The organism is uncultured Arcobacter sp., from assembly GCF_937982575.1.
Classification (GTDB): Bacteria; Campylobacterota; Campylobacteria; order Campylobacterales; family Arcobacteraceae; genus Arcobacter.
In genome coordinates this window covers 60420-83914 of sequence record NZ_CALJLR010000008.1, presented here as the reverse complement: position 1 = coordinate 83914, position 23495 = coordinate 60420, and the positions used below count along the sequence as shown (strand labels likewise).

22 protein-coding genes are annotated in these 23495 nt (G+C 30.2%); 5 read left to right on the top strand and 17 right to left on the bottom strand.

Going from position 1 to position 23495, the window contains the following annotated elements; all coding sequences use genetic code 11:
- Nucleotides 1-29 precede the first annotated feature (29 nt).
- Entirely contained in the window at nt 30-929 is a 900-nt protein-coding gene (locus Q0617_RS08285; RefSeq protein ID WP_298752350.1) for a LysR family transcriptional regulator, read from the top strand.
- Between the two features lie 22 nt (nt 930-951).
- On the opposite strand, the gene Q0617_RS08280 is transcribed toward Q0617_RS08285, so the two are convergent.
- From Q0617_RS08280 to trxA (Q0617_RS08250), 7 genes are all read right to left on the bottom strand, one after another.
- A complete protein-coding gene (locus Q0617_RS08280) occupies nt 952-1950 on the bottom strand; it encodes a TIGR01212 family radical SAM protein (protein ID WP_298752348.1) in 999 nt (332 codons plus the stop codon).
- The gene (purF, locus tag Q0617_RS08275; protein ID WP_298752346.1) at nt 1928-3277 is read right to left on the bottom strand and encodes an amidophosphoribosyltransferase; all 1350 of its coding nucleotides are present in this window, start codon (nt 3275-3277) and stop codon (nt 1928-1930) included. Before purF ends, Q0617_RS08280 begins: the two co-directional genes overlap by 23 nt.
- Before the next feature lie 9 nt (nt 3278-3286).
- The gene (dapB, locus tag Q0617_RS08270; RefSeq protein WP_298752344.1) at nt 3287-4060 is read right to left on the bottom strand and encodes a 4-hydroxy-tetrahydrodipicolinate reductase; all 774 of its coding nucleotides are present in this window, start codon (nt 4058-4060) and stop codon (nt 3287-3289) included.
- 286 nt (nt 4061-4346) lie between these two features.
- The gene (locus Q0617_RS08265) at nt 4347-5753 is read right to left on the bottom strand and encodes a DASS family sodium-coupled anion symporter (protein WP_298752342.1); all 1407 of its coding nucleotides are present in this window, start codon (nt 5751-5753) and stop codon (nt 4347-4349) included.
- A gap of 138 nt (nt 5754-5891) precedes the next feature.
- Nucleotides 5892-6209, bottom strand: coding sequence for a thioredoxin (gene trxA / locus Q0617_RS08260; RefSeq protein WP_298752339.1), 318 nt, complete (start codon nt 6207-6209; stop codon nt 5892-5894).
- Nucleotides 6210-6220: 11 nt separating this feature from the next.
- Nucleotides 6221-7150, bottom strand: a complete 930-nt coding sequence (gene trxB, locus Q0617_RS08255; RefSeq protein WP_298752338.1) for a thioredoxin-disulfide reductase — start codon at nt 7148-7150, stop codon at nt 6221-6223.
- A gap of 293 nt (nt 7151-7443) precedes the next feature.
- Nucleotides 7444-7761, bottom strand: coding sequence for a thioredoxin (gene trxA, locus Q0617_RS08250; RefSeq protein ID WP_298752337.1), 318 nt, complete (start codon nt 7759-7761; stop codon nt 7444-7446).
- Between the two features lie 139 nt (nt 7762-7900).
- Between trxA (Q0617_RS08250) and alaS the strand changes: the two genes are divergently transcribed.
- The 3 genes from alaS to Q0617_RS08235 are packed head-to-tail and all read left to right on the top strand — an operon-like array spanning nt 7901 to nt 11504.
- Nucleotides 7901-10453, top strand: a complete 2553-nt coding sequence (gene alaS / locus Q0617_RS08245; protein WP_298752335.1) for an alanine--tRNA ligase — start codon at nt 7901-7903, stop codon at nt 10451-10453.
- A gap of 9 nt (nt 10454-10462) precedes the next feature.
- Nucleotides 10463-10942 (top strand): hypothetical protein, encoded by a 480-nt coding sequence (locus tag Q0617_RS08240; RefSeq protein WP_298752332.1) that lies wholly within the window; start codon nt 10463-10465, stop codon nt 10940-10942.
- Nucleotides 10943-11000: 58 nt separating this feature from the next.
- The gene (locus Q0617_RS08235) at nt 11001-11504 is read left to right on the top strand and encodes an NlpC/P60 family protein (RefSeq protein ID WP_298752330.1); all 504 of its coding nucleotides are present in this window, start codon (nt 11001-11003) and stop codon (nt 11502-11504) included.
- Here Q0617_RS08235 and Q0617_RS08230 read toward each other — a convergent pair.
- The 4 genes from Q0617_RS08230 to Q0617_RS08215 all read right to left on the bottom strand — a co-directional run bounded on the left by Q0617_RS08230 (nt 11501) and on the right by Q0617_RS08215 (nt 15918).
- Entirely contained in the window at nt 11501-12430 is a 930-nt protein-coding gene (locus tag Q0617_RS08230) for an AEC family transporter (RefSeq protein WP_298752328.1), read from the bottom strand. The two genes, Q0617_RS08235 and Q0617_RS08230, sit on opposite strands and share 4 nt — an antisense overlap.
- A gap of 151 nt (nt 12431-12581) precedes the next feature.
- Entirely contained in the window at nt 12582-13859 is a 1278-nt protein-coding gene (locus Q0617_RS08225; RefSeq protein WP_298752325.1) for a tellurium resistance protein TerC, read from the bottom strand.
- Nucleotides 13846-14742, bottom strand: a complete 897-nt coding sequence (locus tag Q0617_RS08220; RefSeq protein WP_298752323.1) for a DMT family transporter — start codon at nt 14740-14742, stop codon at nt 13846-13848. Before Q0617_RS08220 ends, Q0617_RS08225 begins: the two co-directional genes overlap by 14 nt.
- A gap of 3 nt (nt 14743-14745) precedes the next feature.
- Entirely contained in the window at nt 14746-15918 is a 1173-nt protein-coding gene (locus Q0617_RS08215) for a multidrug effflux MFS transporter (RefSeq protein WP_298752321.1), read from the bottom strand.
- 39 nt (nt 15919-15957) lie between these two features.
- On the opposite strand from Q0617_RS08215, the gene maf reads away from it, so the two are divergent.
- Nucleotides 15958-16506: a septum formation inhibitor Maf gene (maf, locus tag Q0617_RS08210; RefSeq protein ID WP_298752319.1), complete on the top strand. Its 549-nt coding sequence runs from the start codon at nt 15958-15960 to the stop codon at nt 16504-16506.
- A gap of 31 nt (nt 16507-16537) precedes the next feature.
- Here the strand turns inward: maf and Q0617_RS08205 are convergent, their stop codons facing one another.
- The 6 genes from Q0617_RS08205 to lysA form a co-directional block, all read right to left on the bottom strand.
- Nucleotides 16538-17191 (bottom strand): hypothetical protein, encoded by a 654-nt coding sequence (locus Q0617_RS08205; RefSeq protein ID WP_298752317.1) that lies wholly within the window; start codon nt 17189-17191, stop codon nt 16538-16540.
- A gap of 166 nt (nt 17192-17357) precedes the next feature.
- A complete protein-coding gene (gene dxs / locus Q0617_RS08200; protein WP_298752315.1) occupies nt 17358-19160 on the bottom strand; it encodes a 1-deoxy-D-xylulose-5-phosphate synthase in 1803 nt (600 codons plus the stop codon).
- Nucleotides 19161-19173: 13 nt separating this feature from the next.
- The gene (hisC, locus tag Q0617_RS08195) at nt 19174-20280 is read right to left on the bottom strand and encodes a histidinol-phosphate transaminase (protein ID WP_298752312.1); all 1107 of its coding nucleotides are present in this window, start codon (nt 20278-20280) and stop codon (nt 19174-19176) included.
- 14 nt (nt 20281-20294) lie between these two features.
- Nucleotides 20295-21362 carry a chorismate mutase gene (gene pheA, locus Q0617_RS08190; RefSeq protein ID WP_298752310.1) on the bottom strand — a complete coding sequence of 356 codons (1068 nt, stop codon included), beginning with the start codon at nt 21360-21362 and terminating at the stop codon, nt 20295-20297.
- Complete coding sequence (locus Q0617_RS08185) at nt 21359-22138, bottom strand: HAD-IIA family hydrolase (RefSeq protein WP_298752309.1); 780 nt, start codon at nt 22136-22138, stop codon at nt 21359-21361. Before Q0617_RS08185 ends, pheA begins: the two co-directional genes overlap by 4 nt.
- Nucleotides 22139-23347 (bottom strand): diaminopimelate decarboxylase, encoded by a 1209-nt coding sequence (gene lysA, locus Q0617_RS08180; RefSeq protein WP_298752306.1) that lies wholly within the window; start codon nt 23345-23347, stop codon nt 22139-22141.
- Nucleotides 23348-23495: the final 148 nt, after the last annotated feature.

The window sequence follows — 23495 nt, the reverse complement described above, 5'->3', positions numbered from 1 at the left end:
ATAACTAAAGAATAAAAGGTTTTGAATAAATGCTTAATGATTTTGCAAAAGTAAATACTTTTTTAACAGTAGTTAGAGAAAAATCTTTTTCAAAGGCTTCCGCTAAACTTGGTATTTCTCAACCTGCTGTTACCCAACAAATGAAATTTATAGAAGAGTATCTAGAAGTTCAAGTTGTGGACAGAAAGAAAAATGGTATTAGACTCACAAAAGAAGGACAGATGCTTTATAACATCGCCCAAAAAATTGAGAGATGTGTTAGTAATGGAGAAAAAGAGTTACTAAAGATTATGAATAAAAATGTTACTTTCATGTTTGGTGCTTCATTTATCATAGGTAACTATATTTTACCAAGATTTTTAAATCATCTAAAAGAGAATATTCATAATGATGTATCAATAAATGTCTCTGTTTCTCACAAAACAATAGAAGACTTACTTGACAAAAAGATTGATATTGCTTTAGTTGAAAACTATATTCCTGAAGAAAATATCATATATAGAGAGTGGATGGAAGATGAGATTGTAATATTCTCTAATCAAAAACTTCCAGCAAGGGCAAAACCTGAAGATTTATTATCTTATAAATGGGTTTGTAGAAATCCAGATTCAAATACAAGAATGATATTTAAAGAAAACCTTGACAAAGCAAATTTCCCAGACTGTGATCAGTTTGATGTTACAAGTGAAGTTACAAGTGCTACAACTATTGTACAAACAGTTCTTCACTCAGATACAACTACTGCTCCAACTGTTTCAATTGTATCAAGAAATGCCATTGATTCACTTCTTAAATCAAATGCATTATTTGAATCAAGAATAGGTAATAATAGAATGACTAGAAAACTATATATTGCTTATAGAAAAGATAGAAAACATGATGCATTTATTGAAAATGTAGTTGATTATCTTCTAAAAATCAAAACTTAATTTGTATCTTTTTAGATACAAATTAATATCTTAATCCCTCTTTTACTAAAGCTTTTTTTATTTTTTGTATTTGTTGATGTTTATTTTTACACCATAGGGGTGCAAGAAGTGTATTGTCATCTATTCCAGCTGTTATTCTCTGAATTGAGATATTTCTTGGAAGTATTTTTATAGATTTTACAACTGTATCAATATACAGCTCTTCACTTATAGGCTCAAACTTTCCATTTAAATATTTTGCTGTTAAAAGTGTATTTTTTACCACATACAAAGGATGAAATTTGATTGAATCCACATTTAATTCAATTGTCTGCTTTAGTGTTTCTAACATCATTTCTTGAGTTTCATTTGGAAGTCCATAGATTAAATGTCCACAAACATTTAGACCTCTTTGTTTAGTTTTACTAATCCACTCTCTCATATTAGAAGCACTATCACCTCTATTTATCTCTTCAAGTGTTTCATCATAAAAACTCTGTATTCCATACTCAACCCAAATCTCTTTGTCTTTTGATAAGCTTTCTATAAAATCTAAAATCTCATCACTCATACAATCAGTTCTTGTCCCAATACTTAAGCCTATGACATTTTCAAAAGATAAAGCTTTTGTGTAAAGTGCTTTTAGTGTTTCAATTGGAGCATATGTATTTGTAAATGATTGAAAATAGACTATATATTTTTTAGTTCCAAACTTATTTTCAAGTCTTTGTCTTGTAGCATTAAACTGCAATTCAAGCTGCTTTAATTGCTCTTGTAAATAAGGGTTTAAAGGATTTGAAGGGTGAAGTTTAAATTTAGGCTTTTTTTCTTGTAAATTAGGAGAAAAAGAGTCATTTTCACAAAAACTACAACCACCCTTTGCTACTGTACCATCAATATTTGGACAAGTAAATCCAGAAATAGATACAGGAACTTTATAGATGGTTTCACCAAACTTACTTCGGAAATATCTTCCTATAGTAAGTAGGTTTTCTAAGCTGTTTTTTTTTGTGATTTTACTATTTTTTAACGAAATAGTCACCGTTGAAACTCTCTAATGCATAATCTCTATCGTTTCCAATAGAGTCTGTTAAATCTTCAATTGATAAATACTCTAAGGAATCAGCTTCTATATACTTTTCAATCTCTTCTTTAGTCATTCTATGAGAGATTAATTCTTCTTTTGTAGGAGTATCTATCCCATAAAAACATGGAAACTTTATCTCTGGGCTTGCCACTCTAAAGTGAACTTCTTTAGCACCTGCTTCTTTTAACATCTTTACAATTCTTTTAGATGTTGTTCCTCTTACAATTGAGTCATCAATTACAAGTAATGATTTTCCAGCAATTAATGATTTCATAGGTGAAAGTTTCATTCTTACTTTTAAGTTTCTCATCTCTTGTGTAGGTTCAATAAACGTTCTTCCTACATAATGATTTCTGATAATTCCATACTCAAAAGGTATTCCACTTTCTGCTGCATATCCAAGTGCTGCAGGAACTCCTGAATCAGGAACTGGAACTACCATATCATAACTAATAGTGCTACCTTTATCATTTTTTGCTAAAGCTCTTCCCATATTTTCTCTTGTTCTATATACATTTTTACCATCTATTACTGAATCTGGTCTTGCAAAATATACATATTCAAAAGCACATGGTCTAAATTCTGGTTCATATAACTGGATTGATTCTGGTTCTTCATTTTTTTCATCAAAAACCAACATTTCACCAGGTTTAACATCTCTAATATATTCAGCATCAACTAAATCAAAAGCACAAGTTTCACTAGCAACTATATATCCACCAGATTTTATTTTTCCCAATGATAGAGGTCTAATACCATATCTATCTCTAATAACAAACTGTTTAGAACGTGATTGAATAATAAAACAATATGCTCCAATAGTTTTATCTAAGGCTTCTTTTATTCTATCTCTTAATCTATTTTTTGAATTTTTGGCAATTAGATGAATTAAGTTTTCAGTATCCATTCCCGTTTGGAAAATTGCACCTTTGTCTATTAACTCTTCTCTTATTTCATCTTTATTAATTAAATTACCATTGTGTACAATAGAGATTTCACCAAGTTTATATTTTGCAAATACAGGTTGAGCATCCAGAATAGAGTCTCCACCTGCTGTTGAATATCTATTATGTCCAATAGCCATATTACCTTTTAGATAATCCAATGCTTCATTTGTAAAAACATCTGAAACTAATCCTCTATTCTTAATAGTATGAATTTTACCATCACATGATGAAGATATTCCTGTTGCTTCTTGTCCTCTATGTTGCATAGAAAACAAAGCCAAAGATGCTAGTCTTGAAGCCTTTTCATTACCAAATATTCCAACTATTGCACACATATTATTTCCTTATAAACCTAAACAGTCATTTATTGAATATAGGCCTGGTTCTTTATTTACAAGCCATTTTGCAGCTTTAATTGCACCTTTTGAAAAAGTATTTCTAGCTGTTGCTGTGTGATTTAATTCAATAAATTCACCATCATTATACAATCCAACTGTGTGACGACCTACAATATCTCCACCTCTTAAACTCATAACTGCAATTTCATCTTTTGTTCTTGCACCAATAAGTCCATCTCTTCCAGAAACTCTAACGTCATCTAAGTTTAAATCTCTAGCATTTGCAGCATGTTCTGCAAGTGTTAAAGCTGTTCCAGAAGGAGAGTCAACTTTGTGTTTGTGATGTTGTTCAACAATCTCTATATCAAAATCTCTTAACGTTTTTGAAGCAAGGGCTACAAGTTTATTTAAAACTGCAACACCTAAACTCATATTTGTAGAATAAAGAATAGGAACTAATTTACTAGCTTCTACAAGTAAGTTTTGTTGATGTTTATTAAATCCAGTAGTTGCAATTACTAAAGGTTTTTTATTTTTACCTTCAATAACTTCTGTAAGAAGACTCTCAGTTGCAACTGGTGCAGAAAAATCTACAACAACATCAACACTTTCTAAAAGTATTTTCATATCATTTGTTACAACCGTACCTTCTGGCACACTCTTTTTTAATTCATCAAAAACATGACAAGCACCTAGTTTGGCTTGTTCATCATTTTGTAAATCATCAATCAACAATGACCCAACTCTACCTGTACTACCTACTACACCTACATTAATCATATTTTATTATCCTAAATGTTCTTTAATATCAATAATTTTGTTGTCATAAATTTCTTTAGTATTACATTATAATTTCTCCAAGATAAAGAAATAGTAATGTATGCCAAAAGAGTTATGTAAAGTCGTTATATTACTTAAAAAATATTAAGTATAAGGTTAATCAAAACAAGTTCACCATTACTTTTATAAGTTTAAAAAATTAGGAGTTTTTTTATAAGAAAAATTTGAGTTAAATTTTCAAAGAAGAATGGTGCCAAAAAATTTGACACCATTTTTTAATTACTATTTATAGAATTACAAAACCTAGTGCAACAAGAGCACCTAAATATATAGCTCCAAAAACTAACCCTAGTTTCCACCAAGTAGCTTGAGAAATATATCCAGCTCCATACCAAATTGGTGATGGTCCAGTAGCATACGGAGTTATAATACCCATAAGACCTAATGATCCAACAAGAAGCATAGCTATTGGTTGAAGCATATCTGGTGAAACTAAATTTGCAGCTATTCCTAAAAATAGTGGTAATAAAGCAACTGTATGTGCAGTTACACTTGCAAATAAGTAGTGGAATAAGAAGAACAGTACAAGAAGAACTATTCCTATCATAACAGCATCCATTCCTACTAACCAACTAGATATCAATCCAGATGCCCATTCTAAATATCCAACTTCTTTTAGTCCAGATGCCATAGCTACAAGTGTTGCAAACCAAATAAATACATTGATTGCTGCTTTATTACTAATTACATCATCCCAATTAATTACATCAAATAAGACTAGCAAACAAAGAACCGAGATAGCAGCAACTGTACTATTTACACCAATTTGTTTTCCAAAAATCCACATTGCAAGTGCTAATAGCCCCAAACATAACATTGTAATCTCTTTTTTTGTAATAGAACCCATTTCAACAAGTTGTTTTGCTGCCCAAGCTGGTGCTTCAGGAGAAACTTTTTGTTCTGGTGGATATACAATATATGCAAGGTATGGAACCATTAAAAATAGTGGTACCATTATAATTGCCAATGTACTAAACCAAGTACCCCAATCAATAACTACACCTATATTTTTTTCAACAAGTGAAACTGCAAGTAAATTTGGTGCAAGTGCTGTTAAAAACATAGAACTTGTCACACAAGTTGCAGCAATAGCAACCCAAGAGATATATGAACCTATTTTTCTAGGGTCATTATCTGGAGTTGAGTTAAACATTTGAGGAATATTAATCGCAATTGGGAAAATAGTTCCTGCACTTCTTGCAGTGTTTGATGGCATAAAAGGAGCAAGAATACCGTCAGCAAATGCTACAGCATACCCTAAACCAAGTGTTGTTTTACCAAGTTTTTTCACCAACAATAGTGCAATACGTTTACCCAAACCTGATTTTTTATAACCAAGAGCAAACATAAATGCTGCAAAAATCAACCAAATAACTCCATTAGAGAAACCACTTAAAGCCCATTTAGCTGAAGCTTTAGCACTCTCTCCAACTAATCCAAAAGTTGCAGAAAAAGCAACACCTATTAGACCAATTAGCGCAGGTGGAATTGGTTCTAAGATTAAACCTACTATTACTCCTAAAAATACAGCAAAGAAATACTGTGCATTTACTGCTAACCCTTCAGGGGTTGGAAGAAGTGCTATAATAATCGCTACCAAAATTGGAAGTGCCATTTTCATATTATTGCTCATAATAAACCTTTCATTTTTATTTATCTAATTATATAAGTTTGGTATGGCATAAGTATGTCATTTAATGTAGATTAATTTTTTAAGTAAAAAAAAAGATAGAGAAGAATCCCTATCTTTTTTATTTTTTAAAGTGAGTTTTTAAAGTAGATTATTAATTTTATCTGCAAAAGCTTGTTTAGAAGCTGCACCAACCATTTGGTCAACAACTTCTCCATCTTTCATAAAAAGTATTGTTGGAATTGATCTTACTCCAAATTTAACTGCTAAGTCTTGCTCTTCATCAGAGTTTACTTTACAAATATTTGCTTTTCCTTCAAACTCTTCAGCTAATTCATCTATAACTGGAGCTAACATTCTACAAGGTCCACACCATGGTGCCCAGAAATCTACCATTGAAATTCCCTCTTTAACTGTTGCTTCAAAGTTATCTTGTGTCAATTCTATATATTTTCCCATTATTTATCCTTTTATCCTAAATATTCTATTATGTTAACAGCTGCTGTTGCGCCATCACCTGCTGCACAAACTACTTGTTTAGCTGCATCAATTCTAACATCACCTGCTGCATAAAGCCCAGGAACATTTGTTCTCATTTTAAGGTCAACAACAACTTCTGTTGCTTCATTTACTTCACAAAGATATGTTCCATCTTCTTGTTTTAAGCTATCACTTAATACATCTCTTCCTACAAAAGTAAATACACCTGGAACTGGTAAATCTCTAATTTCACCTGATTCTTTACTTTTTACTTTTAAGCCTAAAACACCAGTATTATCACCATAAACTTCTTCAACTGTTACATTTGTAACTTCTTCAATATTTTCACAAGCTTTCATATGCTCGATTGTACTTGGTGCTGCTCTATAAGTATCTCTTCTGTGCACTAAATATACTTTTGAACACATTTTAGCAAGGTATACTGCTTCTTCTAAAGCTGTATCTCCTCCACCAATAACTGCTACTTCTTTATTTTTATAAAAGAATCCATCACAAGTGGCACAAGTAGATACTCCTTTTCCAAAAAGTTCTTCCTCACCTTTAAATCCACCTTTTTTAGGAACAGAACCAGTTGCTAAAAGTACTGATTTTGCTTCTTGTTTTGTACCATCTACTAGTTCCACTGTAAAAATATCCCCAGATTTTGTTACTTTTGATACTTGATTCATCTCATGTTTTAATCCAAATCTCATAGCTTGTTTTGGCCAAGATTCCATTAAATCCATTCCACTTACTATTTCAACTTGTCCTGGGTAGTTTTCTATTTCACTACTTCCTGTGATTTGACCACCAGGCATACCCATTTCAAACATAGTTACATTTTTAAGTCCACCACGAGTTGCATACAAACCTGCCGTAAGTCCAGCTGGTCCTCCACCAATAATTGCTAAATCTAACATAAATATATTCCTCTTTTTATTTTTTCTATCAAAGTAATTTGCTAATACAAGTTAAAAATTTAATTAATACAATATGCTACTTAAAAAACATTAAGTACAAGGTTAATTAAGTAGCATATCATATTGGATAATTTTTATCCTTTGATATTATTTATCGTATTAAACAGTAATATTCATAAAACTAATGAATGAATAATTTTCTATAATTTATTTTTAAAGATATTTTAATTTTAGAAATAAAAAAAGGCAAGAGAAAAATCTCTTACCTTTTTTACAAAACTTATTATTTATTATTATAATAAAGAATTAATTTTATCAGCGAAAGCTTGTTTTGAAGCAGCACCAACCATTTGGTCAACAACTTCTCCATCTTTTACAAAAACAATTGTTGGAATAGATCTTACTCCAAATTTAACTGCTAAATCTTGCTCTTCATCTGTATTTACTTTACAAATGTTTGCTTTACCTTCGAACTCTTCAGCTAATTCATCAATTACTGGAGCTAACATTCTACAAGGCCCACACCATGGTGCCCAGAAATCTACCATTGAAATTCCAGCTTTAACTGTTGCATCAAAATTGTCTTGTGTTAATTCTATATACTTACCCATCAAGTTTCCTTTTATATGTATTGTTTAAAAAATTATACAGACTTAAACTTTAAATAAACTTGTGATTTTGTATACATAATCTTTAATAAATTATATTTTAGGTAAAATATTTGTTCTTAAATTATAATTGGAATTTTATATGGATATTAGAAAAGAGTATTTAGAGTTTTTTAAAAGTAAGGGGCATGATGTTATATCATCTATGCCACTAGTCCCAGATGATCCAACCCTACTTTTTACAAATGCAGGTATGGTTCAGTTTAAAGATATATTCACAGGTGCTATTCCAGCTCCTCAAAACAAAACGGCAACATCATGTCAGTTATGTATAAGAGCGGGTGGAAAACATAATGACCTTGAAAATGTAGGATATACAGCACGTCATCATACACTATTTGAGATGTTAGGTAATTTTTCATTTGGTGATTATTTTAAAGAAGATGCCATAGCTTATGCTTGGGAGTTTATTACTGTTAATTTAGCTTTACCAATTGATAAACTATGGGTAACAATCCATGACACAGATGATGAAGCCTTTGATATTTGGAAAAAATATATTGACCCTTCTAGAATCAAAAGATTTGGCGATAAAGATAATTTTTGGGCTATGGGTGATACAGGTCCATGTGGTCCATGTAGTGAAATCTTTTATGACCAAGGTGCCGAAAACTTTGGAAGCGATGAGGATTATTTAGGTGGAGATGGAGATAGATTTTTAGAAATCTGGAATCTTGTATTTATGCAATATGAGCAAAAAAATGGTGTAAAAACTCCACTTCCTAAACCTTCAATAGATACAGGTATGGGACTTGAAAGAGTTATTGCTATAAAAGAAGGTGTTTTAAATAACTTTGATTCTTCAAACTTCCAACCACTAGTAAATAAAGTAGCGCAATTAGCAAAAAAACAGCCAACGAAAGAGACTATTGGTTCATACAGAGTTATTGCTGACCACTTAAGAGCTGTGTCTTTTATGCTTTCTCAAGGAATTCTTTTTGGCAATGAAGGACGACCTTATGTAAATAGAAGAATCTTAAGACGTGCAGTTAGACATGGTTACTTACTGGGTCTAAGAGAAGCATTTATGTCAAAACTTGTTGATGTTTTAATAAATATCATGGGTGGACATTATAGTGACTTAAAAGAGCAAGCTTCATTTATAAAAGAGCAAATAAGTTTAGAAGAAGAGAGATTCTTTAAAACTATCGCTTCAGGAATGACACTATTTAATGATGAACTAGCAAATACAAAAAAGTCTTTTTCAGGTGAAATTGCATTTAAACTATATGATACATATGGTTTTCCATTAGACTTAACAGAAGATATGTTGAGAGAAAAAGATTTAAAAGTAGATATTGATACATTTGATAAATTAATGGATGAACAAAAAGCTAAAGCTAAAGCTGCTTGGAAAGGTAGTGGAGATGAAGCTAGTGAGGGTGACTTTAAAGTTCTACTTGAAAAATATGGAGTAAATGAATTTGTTGGCTATGACAATATTTCATATAAAAGTAAAATAGTTACACTCCTTGATGAAAAATTCAATGAAGTTGATGCTTTAGAAAAAGGGCAAACTGGCTGGATAATGCTTGATAAAACTCCATTTTATGCAACAAGTGGTGGACAAACTGGAGATATTGGTGCGCTAGAAGATAAAGAGCATGTTGCAATTATTGAAGAGACTTCAAAGTTTCATGGAATCAACCTATCTAAAATAAAAGTTGAAACTTCAAACCTAAAAAAAGGCGAAACTGTAAATGCTGTTGTAGTAAACAGATATGAGATTGCTAAACATCACAGTGCTACGCACCTTTTACAAAGTGCACTTAAAATGGTACTTGGTGATACAGTTTCACAAGCTGGTTCACTAAATGATTCTTCAAGATTAAGATTTGACTTTACTTATCCAAAAGCTATGACAAACGAACAAATAGAAGAAGTACAAGATTTAGTAAACTCTATGATTACAAGAGCTTTAAAAGGTAGTGTTGAAGAGTTACCAATTGAAGAGGCTAAACAAAGAGGTGCTATTGCTATGTTTGGTGAAAAATATGGGGATACTGTTAGAGTTGTAAACTTTGGAGATATCTCTGTAGAGTTTTGTGGTGGAACACATGTAAGAAATGCCTTAGATATTGGAAGCTTTTATATAGTAAAAGAATCAGGTGTTAGTGCAGGTGTGCGAAGAATAGAAGCTGTTTGTGGAGCTGCTGCTATAAAATATACGAACTCTATCATTTCAAAAATGAATGAGATAGAAAATGAAATCAAAAATGCAGATGTAATTTCTGGTATTAAAAAACTAAAAGAGCAAATAAAAACTTTAAAACAAGAAGTTGCAGAAGCTCAAAGTGCCTCAACTGCTCCAATAGCTGAAGAGATGATTGGCGATACAAAAGTAATCGTTGATATTGTTAAAAATGGTGATATCAAAAAAATAGTTGATGATGCTAAAAATGGAAATGAAAAAGTAGCAATACTTTTAATCCAAGCAAAAGATGACAAAGTTATGTTAGTAGCTGGAAGTAAAAATACAAATATCAAAGCTGGTAACTGGATAAAAGAGATTGCTCCAATCGTAGGTGGAGGAGGTGGGGGAAGACCTGACTTCGCACAAGCTGGTGGAAAAGATGCATCAAAAATAGATGAAGCAAAAGCAAAAGCCCTATCTTATGCAAAAGATAATTTATAAGGTTAAAGTATGAAAGAGTTATTCTTATCAATACCTAGCATTATTATATTTTTACATGTAATCTCAGCTGTTTTATGGGTAGGTGGAATGATAGCAATTAGATTTGCAGTCCACTACTCTATGCAAAATATTGAAGAGCCTAAAATAAAACTAGCAAGAACTTTAGAAAATCTAAAAAGATTTTTTAATCTGGTTATTCCTGCTATTTTGCTTTTATTAATAACTGCGATAATGATGATTTTAGGTTTAGAATTAAAAGCAACTCCTTTATATAAAATTGCTTTAATCAAAGAGATTATTTGGACTGTTATGACTCTAATTTTTATATATATTTATATAAGAAGAGCAAAGGCGCAAAAATATTTTGATAATGGTGAATTACCGCTTGCAAAAGCAACTTTAGAGCCAATAGCAAAAATATTTATACCTACAAATATTGTATTAGGTATTATTGCAATTTTTCTTGGAGTAACACTTAGAGGATTTTAATCCTCTTTACTCTTTATTGTTTTTTTGATATATTACAAAGAAGCTTTTAGGATATATCATGAAAACAACTATTTTTTTCACTCTTTTTATTATACTTTTATTAACAGGTTGTTCAACAAGAAATCCATATACACCTACTAAACCTCTATCTTCATATAAAACAAATGACACTTATAAAAATATAAACATCTCAGATGCCCTACTTTTTCACTATAAACAATGGCAAGGTGTTGGTTATAAATATGGTGGAGAAAATAGAGATGGCATAGATTGTTCTTATTTTGTTTATGATGCTTTTAGAAAGACTTTAACAAAACAAATACCAAGAACTACTCTTTATCAGTCAAAAACTGGGCAAAGTATTCAAAAAAAAGATTTAACAACTGGTGATTTAGTATTTTTTATTACAAGCAAAAAAGGCTCACGTCATGTGGGAATCTATTTAAAAGATGGAGACTTTATGCATGTATCAACTTCAAGGGGAGTGATGATATCTAGTCTATCAAACCCTTATTGGAGAACTCATTATTGGAAAGCAAGAAGAATTCTAAGTTCTAATTAAAATCCCCCATATAAAAATATATAAAGTGGTATAGTTAAAACCGAAACAACTGTACTTAAAAATACAGCTAAACTAGCTTTCTCTGGTTTTGCATTTAATAATACGGCAAGAGTTACTGTATTTCCTGCAAGTGGAACTATGGCAAATAAAAATAGTACTTTATATAAATCTTCATTTAAAAACATAAAAACTGTTTTATCCAAATATATAAATCCTAATATTGCTAAAGGCCAAAAAATAAACTTCATAAAATAGGCTATTGAGATAAATTTCATATCAAAATTACCTTCACTATTTTTTAAACCAATTAATCCCATCCCAAGCATCATCATACCTAAGATTCCATATGCACCTTTAAACTGTGCAGTATATGAACTAATAACTTCTGGTATTTCAAAGCCTGCAATATTTAAAATAATTCCTAATATAAAAGCATAAAGAATTGGAAGTCTTGCCATTTTTTTTAGGGATTGTCCAACTGTAAAGTTACCCTTTGCTGTAACATAAAATCCAGAAGTACTCTCATATAATAGTGAAGCTAAAACAGTAAAAATATAAATATCAGCTAAATTGGGAGGGAAAAATATAATAGCTAGTGGAATACCAAAATATCCTGTATTTCCTGTTCCTGCTGAAAAGGCTAGTATATTTCCTGTGGGATCACTCCAAGAGTTTTTAAATAAAGCCAATGTTCCAAAAGCTAAAATCGAACAAAAAACAAATAAGAATATAGGTAAAAAAGCAACTGCAAAATCAATTTTTACACTCAATGTTGCAGAAAATACAACAATTGGACCTAAGATATAAATAAGCAAGGTAGCGATTGATTCTCTTTGAACATTAAGAAGCTTAGATGATAAATAGCCAAGAACAACATTGATATATATTGGAAATACTTTTAATAATATAATAAAAAATAGGCTCATATTTTTAGTACCAACAAGGAATAATCATTTTAATATTAAACTTCTTTAAGGGGTCAAAGAGTTTTAATGTAAAGGGGAAAGTTGATGTTTTCAATGTTATTCCTTATTTGTAAGTATAATTTCTTGATATGAAATTTTTATGATATTTTAATCATACAATAAAAGTATCTAAAAGATAAAGTAATGTAGCACAAACTATATACATCTTTATAGCAAAAAATATGTTTAATGTAAATATCTCTTTTGCCTCAATATTATATCTAGCTTGCATAGTCAAGTTTAAGCCACTAAAAGGAGAGGTTGAAACTGTAATTGCCCAAGCCATTAAAAAAGTAATCGCAAGTAAAGTATGGTTGAACTCAAGTAAGAAATCAGCAATTACTGCAATAGTAATAATAGGATGAATTCCTATGAAAGCTAAAAATATAAACCCAAATAGAGTAATTGAAGCTTCCATATAAGTAAACTCACTAAAAGGTACAGTAAGGTGATATCCATTTAAAATTGTACTAATTGATACTCCGAACAAACCTGCAACTAAAAATAGTGATATCTCCATTTTCATTTTTGGTAAGTCATTTGTAATATGCTCTTTCAATAAAGAAAATGTTTTTGTAAAATTTACTTTTATAATTGAAATAAAAATAGTCAACAATAAAGAATAAATACTTACTAAAATAATAACCTTAAGATTCTCCTCATAATATTTTGTTATCAAAATAAATATTACTAATAACACAGGAATATAAAGTGTTTCTAAAGAGATAGGATAGCCTTTGAAGCCTTCCAATTCAAACTTCTTGCCAACTTCAAGATAAGTTATTAAAAGAGTAATAAGAGCAAGTATAACTCCACAAAAGAAAATTGTAGGCTTATGAAAACCTGGCAAATATGTCAAAGCAGCAGCAAAAGCCACAAAAAATGGAGACCAGTAAGCATCTGAAGAGAAAGCTCTAGTAAGTACAACTAACTGTAACTTTGTCAAAGGACCTTTTTTATACATTTTGTCTGCTATTAAAATCAAAGAAGAGAGATTTATAACTGAACCAAAAAGATGCACACCAAAATAGGTTTTAAAAAAAGAGCTTTTACCTGACTCTTTTTTTGCCTCTTTTTCAAATTTTGGAGTGGCTATAAGCTTTAAAAATGTAACCCCTATAAGTAAGGTTAGAAGATATTGGTTTATGATTAAAGCTTTTGTAAAATCTATATCAAAACCTTTTATATATGAAAATAAGAAATTCAAAATTGATAAAACTAAAAGCAAAACTATTATCTTCTTTTTACCCAAACTTATAAAAAGTAATAAAAAAGAAATCCAAGCAAAAATAGCTGCGAAAATTAAAATTTTGTCATCAAAAAAGTATGCTATATTTGTAAATAAAAAAGATAAAAATATTAAAACTCCAGAAATACTATTTATTATCATGGGATACTCTTTTTAAAAATATTGATAAATATATGCCCAAAGCTATAAATATAATACCAACTGTATGATATGGTTCTAAAGACTCATTTAAAAATATATAGGCAAGTATTGAGCCAAATACAGGCATAAGATGTGCAAATTGACCAGCCTTATTTGCTCCCACTTCTACAGTTGCCAAATTCCAAAAATAAAAGGAGAGTATAGAGGGAAAAACTGCCATATAAGTTAAGGTGTAAAAGATTTTTTCATCATTTAAAAAGATATACTCAAATCTAAAATCAAAAAGTATATGCACCAAAAACAGTATAATCACCCCAATAAAAACAATGATAGATAAAAAGTCTAAAGGTCTTATTTCTATTGGTTTAAATTTTAAATTTATAGAGTATAAAGCCCAGGAAATACAAGCTAAAATTATCCATAAATCATATCGTGAAAACTCAAGATTTAACAAGCTTTCAAAATCACCTTTTATAATCAAATAAACAACTCCAATGGTTGATAAAAGTACTCCTAAAATCTGTATTTTCGTAATTTTAGTTTTTAAAATAAATGAAGATAGTATGATAATAAAAATAGGTGTTGAAGAGTTTATCAAAAGAGCATTTGTAGCACTTATATAATCTAGTCCAAAATATATAAAGGTATTATATGCACTAATACCCAAGGTTCCAAATAAAATATACAAAAGTGGTCTTTGTTTAAAAATAAATATTAGATTTTTTCTATTTAAAAATATATATGGAGACAAAATCATAAGTACAAAAAACCATCTAAAAAAGGATAACTCCATAGCTGAAATATCTGCAGAAACAAATCTACCTAATACAAAATTTCCAGACCAAAAAAGTACGGCTAAAACTAGATAAAAGTAGTATTTCATAGCTTAAACTTTTGCTATTTTTATGTAAAGTAATATCATAAATGATAAAGAAGAAGTACACATCATCAAAATAAAAATTGGCTCTAAAGTATTGTTATGAAAATAGCTTGCTAAAAATCCAACAAAGGATGCAATAATAAAACCAATCACTCCATAAAGTGAATTTGTTGTAGCACTAATATCTCCAAAGTCTTCCAAAACCAAAGCTATAGCATTTGCAAAAATAAATCCCAAAGCTCCAACATATAACATTACAAAAAAAGCCACAGAATATACAGTGTGATAATCACTAAGCAAATACAAACATATTGCACTAAGTAGTTGTATAGTTACTCCTAAACGAAGTAAAGAAAAGGTTGTGCGGGTTTTTAAAAAGAGTATATTTAATCTACTAAAAGAGATTAAAGTCAAAACATTCAAGCCAAATAATATTGTAAAATATTTTGCCTCAACTGCAAAAAAGTCCATGTATATATATGAAGATTTTGTGATAAAGATAAACATTCCAGAAAACCCAAACCCTCCCGAAAGTATAAGAAGTATCGCTTTTTTATTTAAAAAGATTCTTTTATAGTTATGTAAAACATTTGTATTTTTACTTTTTGGTGAAGTTTCAGGTAACTTTTTAATAAAATAAATTATACAAATTGTATAAATAGCTAAAAATATAAATATATACTCCCAAGAGTAGAAATTTAGAATTGTAGCTCCAATTGCAGGAGCTATCATAGGAGCTACCATCATAATCATTGATATTATAGAAAATACTCTTGCAGCCTCTTTTCCATGGTAAACATCTCTTACTATTGCATTTGTATTAACTACTGCAAATCCACCACCTATAGCTTGAAAGAAACGAAATAGCCAAACTTGTTCTATAGAAGATGCTTGTGAGATAAGAAATGAAAAAACAATATATATACATAAACCTAAAAATATAAAAATCTTTCTTCCATACCTATCAGATAAGGGACCTCCAACTAATTGTCCTACAGAAAAACCTAAAAGATAAAGGCTAAGTGTTATTTCAACTTCATCAATAGAAGTATAAAAATAGTTTGCTATATTTTTAAAAGCAGGAAGATATACATCAACTGCAAGTGGGGTAATTGAACCTAACATTGCAAGTATAAATATAAAACCTTTAGGAAGATTATATTTTGTTTTTTGATTCATTTGCGTAAAATATCATAATTGAAATAAAAAGGAAATTTATTGATAAGATTAGGTTCAAAATCACCCACAAGAGCTAAGATACTTAAAGCTCATAATATAGAGTTTATACAAAGTGGAGGAGAGTTTGATGAAGATACAATAAGTACCACAAATCCAAAAAGCTTTGCCTACCAAGCAACCTTAGGAAAGTTTGATGAACTATATAAAAAATATGGAGTAGAAGAATACCCCCTCTTAGTATCTGATTCAGTAGTTACAGCAAATAACTTGTTGCTACGAAAAGCAAAAGATAAAGACGATGCCAAAAGAATGTTAGAACTACAAAGTGGAAATCAAACCTCAGTAATAAGCTGTATGAAATACAAAAGCAAAACCCTAGAACTAATAGACATATCCATCACAACCTACATCTTCGAAAAGTTCGATGAAAAAGATATGATAAACTACCTAGACTCAAATGAGTGGATGGGAAAAGCAGGTGCGATTATGGTAGAAGGATTTTGTAAACCATATATTAAAGAAGTGATAGGATATGAGAGTACGGCTATGGGTTTATGTGTGGAGAAATTGAAGGTGTTTTTGGTTTGAAATTGATTTAATTATAGAATATATTACTTTTTTATTTTCTAATTTTACATTCTAATACTTTCTTGGCATAAACATACTCTATCTGTTCAGAACCGAATTCTGATACAATCCATTTTAAATAACTTTCTTCAAGTTCCATCCATTTTTTATTTTTATATTGTCCAAAACCTATTTTTTCATCAAATATTTCTATATCAAAATTATAAGTTTTAAGATTATTTTTTTTATATTCATAAACTTCTTTTGCCATTTTGTACTTAGCACTATCTAATGGATACTCTAACATGAGCCATTTTAAATAACTATCTTTAAGTTCTATCCACTTTTTATCTTTAAATTTTCCGAATGAAATTAGCCTCTCTTGAATATCCGTTGTTTTATATTTATTTTCTTTGTACTTTATAGCTTTTTGCACAAGTTCTTTTTTATCTTCAATATTTTTAGCTATCCAATTCAAATAGCTACTATCTACCTCAATCCATTTTTTACCTTTATGCTCTCCAAAATCTAAATATTGTTCATCAATTGTTGCATATTTACGTCTTTTAATTTCTAAATAAGCTAATTGGTCTTCATCTTCTTCATAATATTTTATTAAGTAATCAAAAGGCAATTCACACCATTTTAAATATTGATATTTCCCATCTCCTATTTCTTGTAAATGTCTTGGAATATTTTCATCCATTTTTCACCTCAAAAATATTTATTAAATTATATCAAAGATAGGGTAAAAGAAAATAGTAGATTTTTTCTATATCAAGGCGGAGAAGTTTTTTGGGAAGGAGCTTACATCAAAGTAAGTGACTGAGTAAAAAATTTCGACAACGCAGAGAGAGGTAAAATATGCTGTTTTATTTTACCTTATCAGCTAATTGTTGTGGTAGTAATCCTAACGACTCTTCCACTACTTTCGTATCCCCATGTGGTATAAAATCATCTTCATACTCAAAACTCGTCACATTTACACTAATTTTCTCTTCATTTAAAAACTCTAAAATAGCACTTCCCACTCCACCTTGTTTTTGTGAGTCTGAGAAAATATACCAGTCATCATATTTTTTTGCTAACTCTTTTAAAATCTTTTTATCTAATGGTTTTACAAATCTTAAATCCAAGATTGCAATATCTTCACTATGAAGTTCTTCTGTTTCACAAGCTCTTCCAACTCCTGCTCCATAAGCAACAAAAAGTTTATTTGAAGTTCCCTCTTTTAGAAGTTCTGCTTTACCTAATACAAATGGTGAAGCTTCTGCACAAACATCTTTAAAGGCACCTCTAGGATATCTTATAGCACTTGGGCTACTTAAAGTATAGGCAAAGTCAAGTCCAAGTTTTAATGTTTCATCACATCTTGGGGCAAACAAAATCATATTTGGAATAAATCTTAAAAATGAGATATCAAATGCCCCTTGATGTGTCTCTCCGTCATTTCCAACTATTCCAGCTCTATCTATTGCAAATACAACAGGAAGATTCATCAAACAAACATCATGTATAATTTGGTCAAATCCCCTTTGTAAAAAAGTAGAATAAATAGTAATAAAGGGTTTAAATCCCTCTTTTGCCATAGCTGCCATTGAAGTTATGGCATGCTGTTCAGCAATTGCTACATCCCAAAATCTATCAGGGAACTTATCCATAAGTTTATCTATTCCAGTACCACTTGGCATTGCCGCAGTTACGCCCACTACATTGTCATGAGTTTCGGCTAATTCAAGTAATGCATCTGCAAAAACTGCAGTTGCTGATTTAGGTGCTGTTTTTTTTACAAACTTTCCATCATCAACATTAAAAGGTCCTACTCCATGCCAACACTCATGTTGACCTTCAGCTATTTTATAACCTTTTCCTTTTACAGTTCTTGCATGTACAATAACTGGCTTTTTCATAGCTTTTGCTATATCTAAAGTCTCTATAATCTCTTCAATATCATGCCCATCAATTGGACCTATATAATCAACACCCATCTCTTCAAATAAGATTCCAGGAGTGATTAACTTCAAGGCTTCTTCCATTCTTTTAGCTATGTATGTAGTTCCTTCTGGCATATTATTTTTAATAAACTTATCAACTTTAGTTTTAAAACCTTGATAATATTTTCCAGCAAGAAGTTTTGAAAGATATTTTGAAATAGCCCCTATTGGCTTTGCAATTGACATCTCATTGTCATTTAAGATTATTACCATAGGAAGTTTTAAATCACCAATCTCATTTAAGGCCTCATAAACCATCCCAGCTGTCATAGAACCATCACCAATCATAACAACTGGTATTCTATCTTCATTTTTAAGTTTGATTGCCTTTGCCGCACCAACAGCAAGTGAAAGAGAAGTAGAACTGTGTCCAGCTATAAAATAATCACAGTCACTCTCATTTGGTTTTGTAAAACCACTAAGACCATCAAACTGTCTAATAGTTTCAAACTTTTCCCATCTTCCAGTTATTAATTTATGGGGATAACACTGATGAGATACATCAAAAATAAAAGGATCTTTTTGGGAATCAAAAACATAATGCATACCAACAGTAAGTTCAACTGCACCAAGAGTTGAAGAAAAATGTCCACCTTTTCTAGATACAACATCTATTATTCTATCTCTAATATTTTGACTTACTTCTTTTAACTCTTTTGGCGATTTGTTTTTTATTTTCATATCTCTTCTTAATCTATTTTAATTTTTCTAACACTTCATCCAACATTTTAAATACTTTTGTATTTTGTTCTTTTGTACCTATAGTTATTCTTATAGCATTTTGACCGTATCCTGTCAAATCTCTTACTATCACTCCTACTTCTAGAAGTCTCTGAGCAACCTCTTTTGATACAAATTTATCTGCAAATAAAATAGTGATAAAGTTTGTGTATGAAGGAATATATTTAAAACCTTTTGCATCAACATACTCTTCATATCTTTTCATCTCTTCAAAGTTTTTAGCTATACAAGAGTTTACAAACTCTTCATCTTTTAGTGCTTCAATTGCAGCAGCTAAAGTTAAAGTTGTGATATTAAAAGGAGCTCTTAGTTTATAAAGAGTTTTTATAATATCAGGATTTCCAATGCCATATCCAACTCTCATCCCACCTAAGGCATAAGCTTTTGAAAAAGTTCCAAGATAAATAGCATTTGGAAATTTTGTAATTAAATCTTTTGGTACAATTCTTTTCTTTTCATCTTTAAAAGAAGCATACTCTTGATAAGCACCATCAACTACTACTAAAGTCTCTTTGTCTATCTCTTCTAAAAACTTATAAACTTCATCTTTATCTAAACATTCACCTAATGGATTGTTTGGTAAACATAAAAATATAACATCAGCCCCATGCTCTTTATATAAAGCAGAAAATTGTGCTAAATTGTGAGTGTGAGACTGGGTTTTTATTATCTGAGAACCTGTTTGTTTTCCATATATCTCATACATAGCAAAAGTTGTTTTTGACATAAGTATTTTTGAGTTTTTATCACATTTGGCATGTACACAAAACTCTAAGATCTGATCACTTCCAGAACCTATAATTACATTTGTTGATTCTACATCAAATTTATTTGCTAAAGCCTCTTTTAATTCATACATAGAGTCATCTGGATAGACAAACATATTTTTTGCTAACTCTTGAATCTTTGCAGTAACTTTTGGACTAGTCCCATATGGATTCTCATTTGAAGCTAATTTAATAACATCTTTAGGATCAACACCATACTCTCTTACAACTAATTCAATAGGCTTACCAGCTTCATAAGTTGTAACATTTTCTAAAACTTCATTAAATTTCATTAATTTTCCTAAAACTAAATATCATCTATTTCTTTAACATATGAACCTAAAAATTTAATAGACTCACTATGCTTTTTAAATATCTCTTTTACATTTTCATCATCTCTATGACCACTAAAATCTATAAAAAATATAGAAACACCTTCTACAATATGCGATTTTATCTTAGTTAAATTGATTTTAGCCTTATCAAAATCAGTTAAAAACTCAACCAAAGCACCAGGAGTATTTGGCAGTTTTGCTAAAATCGATGTTTTATCATTTCCACTTTGAGCATTGTCAAAATCACTTACAATAAAAAATCTAGTTTTATTGTTGTCTTTATCTTCAATATTTTCAAAGAGTATTGGCAAATTATGTAGTTTTGCTCCAACATGTGGGCAAATAGCAGCTGAATTTGGCTCATTTAAAGCTAATTTTGCAGCTTTTGTTGTTGATTCTACTGGAATTAACTCAACCTCATCAAGACCAAAATTTTCTAAAAATTTTCTACACTGTTCAAAGGCTATATCTTTTGAATATATCTTTTTTATCTCACTTACTTTATCACAATTACTTGCAAGTGTATGGTGAATATCTAAAACAACTTCTGCAATAATTTTTAGATTGTAATTACTTAAACAGTTTATTGTATCTGATACTATTCCATTTGATGAGTTCTCAATAGGAATAACTCCATATTTTGCTTTTTTTGTACTTACTTCTCTAAATACACCTTTAATTGAGCCTATAGAAATATATGAGCTCATAGCTCCAAATCTAACTTCTGCTGCTTGGTGTGTAAAGCTTCCTTCAGGTCCTAAGTATGCTATATTTTCAGGTAGTTCAAGGTTTCTACTTATGGCAAATATCTCTAAAAATAACGCTTCAATTGCAGCACGATTTAGTTTTCCGTTATTTTGTTTTTCAAGTCTATCTATGATAGCTTTTTCACGCTCTGGTCTATAAATTGCTCCACCGCTTTTTGCCTTTAGAGCACCCACTTGATGAACTAACTCCATTCTATCATTGATAAGTTTTAGAAGTTCATTATCAATAGCGTCTAACTTATCTCTTATTTCTTGTAACCCAGCTTCACTCATATTTCACCTTTATTTAAAAGATTCAAAACTTCACTCATATCTTTACACACGAAGTTTGGTTTTTCATTATCATCTAAAGTAGAGAATATTTCCTCTTTACTTTTTATTTTACCACTTAAAACTAAACATGAACTCATGCCAAGTTTTTGAGCCCCTATTAAATCACCTATCATATCATCTGAGATAATCATTATATCTTTAAAATCTATATTTATAATATTTTTTGCACTTTCAAAAAAGCCAAGAGAGGGTTTTCCTACTACTTTATAATCTTTGTTTGTAGCAAATTTTATCATGTTCATAATAGCACCAACTCCTGGATATCTTCTTCCATCTTTTGAGTAAATTGAAGTATCATGCATACCAATTATGCTATCAACCTTTAAAGCTATTTCTATCATAGAAGCATAGTCTTCATTTGTATACTCTTTTTTTATAGATACTATCAAGCCCTTAGGATTTTCAAAATCTAATTCAAAGCCAAGCTCTTTCATAGTTTTTAAAAACTCATCTGCTCCAAAAGCAGCAACTCTTTTTTCTGTAGCAACACTATTTAAAATATAAAAAGGGTCAATATAGTTTTTTATATTAAATCCCTTATCATTTAAAAACTTTTTAAAATCTTCACTTTTAAATTTTGTATTGTTTGTAATTACTACATATGGTATGTTTTTTTCATTTAGGGTATCAATAAACTCTATTGCCCCATTTATTGGCTCTTTATTAACATCATCAATTAATGTACCTTGTACATCTATGAAATAAGCCCTACTCATCTATTTTATAAATTCCTCTTCAAGGGCAATCAAGTCTTCAAATACTTCTCTTTTTCTTATCAATCTATCTTGTCCGTTTTCAAAAGCAATTTCAGCAACTTTTCCTCTTGTATTATAGTTTGATGCCATTGTAAATCCATAAGCACCAGCACTATAAATTGCAATTAAATCATTATGTTCAGTGGCTGGAAGTTCTCTATTTTTTGCAAAAAAGTCTCCACTTTCACAAACAGGACCTACTATATTACATTCGCTTGGATTTTCACTTTTTCCTAAAACTTCAATTTTATGGTAAGCATCATATAAAGATGGTCTAATTAAATCATTCATAGCCCCATCAACGATTACAAATCTTTTGCTTCCGTTGATTTTTTCATATAAAACTTTTGTTACAAAAGTTCCACAGTTTCCTACTAAAAATCTTCCTGGTTCACAAACAACAGTTATGTCTAATCCAAACAAGTTCTCTAAAACAGATTGAGCATACTCTTTAGTATCAATAAGTATTTCATTGTCATAAACAATACCAAGACCTCCACCAATATCAAAAAATGATATCTCCATATTGATAGCTTTTAAGTTTCTTACTAAATCAGCAACTATTTTAATAGACTCTTTTATTGGCTCTAATTGTGTAAGTTGAGAACCTATATGACAGTGAATCCCCACAGCATCAAGATGCTCAGAGTTTTTACATTTGATATACATTCTTTTTGCTGTATCGATATCTACACCAAATTTGTTTTCATGAAGTCCAGTTGAAATATAAGGGTGTGTTTGTGGGTCAATATTTGGATTAACTCTTACAGAAATTCTAGCCTCTTTATTTAACTCTTTTGCTATAATCTCAACTCTATGAAGCTCTGCTTCACTCTCAACATTTATCATCAAAATATTTAACTCTAAAGCTTCTCTAATCTCATCATCAATTTTTCCCACACCAGAAAAGATAATCTTATATGGTTTAATCCCTACTTTTAAAGCACGTTTTACTTCCCCAATAGAAACACAATCAGCCCCAGCTCCTAAGTTTCCTAAGTGTTGAACTACACTCAAATTTGAGTTTGCTTTTACAGCATATGCCACAAGTGATTTTCTTGCTTTAAATGACTCTTTTAATTGAGTATATTGTTCTGTAATATGATCAAAATCGTATACATAATATGGTGTTTTATATTTATTTGCTAATTCTTTAAAATTAATATTCATCTCTTTCCTATTTTCCTAAAATCTTAAATTTAAATTCCAAGAATTTAAATTTAAAACTTTTATTCTTACTAAATTGGCTAGAAGTGTTAGATTTTATCCTAGACCAAGGCGGAAAGTAAATTTTAGATAGGAGCTTACTAGTGTAAGT

Excerpts from the sequence above, each read along its gene's own strand:
- pheA (WP_298752310.1), bottom strand. The coding sequence starts at position 21,362 with ATGAGTGAAGCTGGGTTACAAGAAATAAGAGATAAGTTAGACGCTATT.
- trxA (WP_298752337.1), bottom strand. The coding sequence starts at position 7,761 with ATGGGTAAGTATATAGAATTAACACAAGACAATTTTGATGCAACAGTT.
- Q0617_RS08220 (WP_298752323.1), bottom strand. The coding sequence starts at position 14,742 with ATGAAATACTACTTTTATCTAGTTTTAGCCGTACTTTTTTGGTCTGGA.
- Q0617_RS08215 (WP_298752321.1), bottom strand. The coding sequence starts at position 15,918 with ATGAATCAAAAAACAAAATATAATCTTCCTAAAGGTTTTATATTTATA.
- lysA (WP_298752306.1), bottom strand. The coding sequence starts at position 23,347 with ATGAATATTAATTTTAAAGAATTAGCAAATAAATATAAAACACCATAT.
- Q0617_RS08235 (WP_298752330.1), top strand. The coding sequence starts at position 11,001 with ATGAAAACAACTATTTTTTTCACTCTTTTTATTATACTTTTATTAACA.
- trxB (WP_298752338.1), bottom strand. The coding sequence starts at position 7,150 with ATGTTAGATTTAGCAATTATTGGTGGAGGACCAGCTGGACTTACGGCA.
- hisC (WP_298752312.1), bottom strand. The coding sequence starts at position 20,280 with ATGAAATTTAATGAAGTTTTAGAAAATGTTACAACTTATGAAGCTGGT.
- purF (WP_298752346.1), bottom strand. The coding sequence starts at position 3,277 with ATGTGTGCAATAGTTGGAATATTTGGTAATGAAAAGGCTTCAAGACTA.
- Q0617_RS08185 (WP_298752309.1), bottom strand. The coding sequence starts at position 22,138 with ATGAGTAGGGCTTATTTCATAGATGTACAAGGTACATTAATTGATGAT.
- Q0617_RS08205 (WP_298752317.1), bottom strand. The coding sequence starts at position 17,191 with ATGGATGAAAATATTCCAAGACATTTACAAGAAATAGGAGATGGGAAA.
- dxs (WP_298752315.1), bottom strand. The coding sequence starts at position 19,160 with ATGAAAATAAAAAACAAATCGCCAAAAGAGTTAAAAGAAGTAAGTCAA.
- alaS (WP_298752335.1), top strand. The coding sequence starts at position 7,901 with ATGGATATTAGAAAAGAGTATTTAGAGTTTTTTAAAAGTAAGGGGCAT.
- dapB (WP_298752344.1), bottom strand. The coding sequence starts at position 4,060 with ATGATTAATGTAGGTGTAGTAGGTAGTACAGGTAGAGTTGGGTCATTG.
- Q0617_RS08265 (WP_298752342.1), bottom strand. The coding sequence starts at position 5,753 with ATGAGCAATAATATGAAAATGGCACTTCCAATTTTGGTAGCGATTATT.
- Q0617_RS08225 (WP_298752325.1), bottom strand. The coding sequence starts at position 13,859 with ATGATAATAAATAGTATTTCTGGAGTTTTAATATTTTTATCTTTTTTA.
- Q0617_RS08285 (WP_298752350.1), top strand. The coding sequence starts at position 30 with ATGCTTAATGATTTTGCAAAAGTAAATACTTTTTTAACAGTAGTTAGA.
- Q0617_RS08230 (WP_298752328.1), bottom strand. The coding sequence starts at position 12,430 with ATGAGCCTATTTTTTATTATATTATTAAAAGTATTTCCAATATATATC.
- Q0617_RS08240 (WP_298752332.1), top strand. The coding sequence starts at position 10,463 with ATGAAAGAGTTATTCTTATCAATACCTAGCATTATTATATTTTTACAT.
- trxA (WP_298752339.1), bottom strand. The coding sequence starts at position 6,209 with ATGGGAAAATATATAGAATTGACACAAGATAACTTTGAAGCAACAGTT.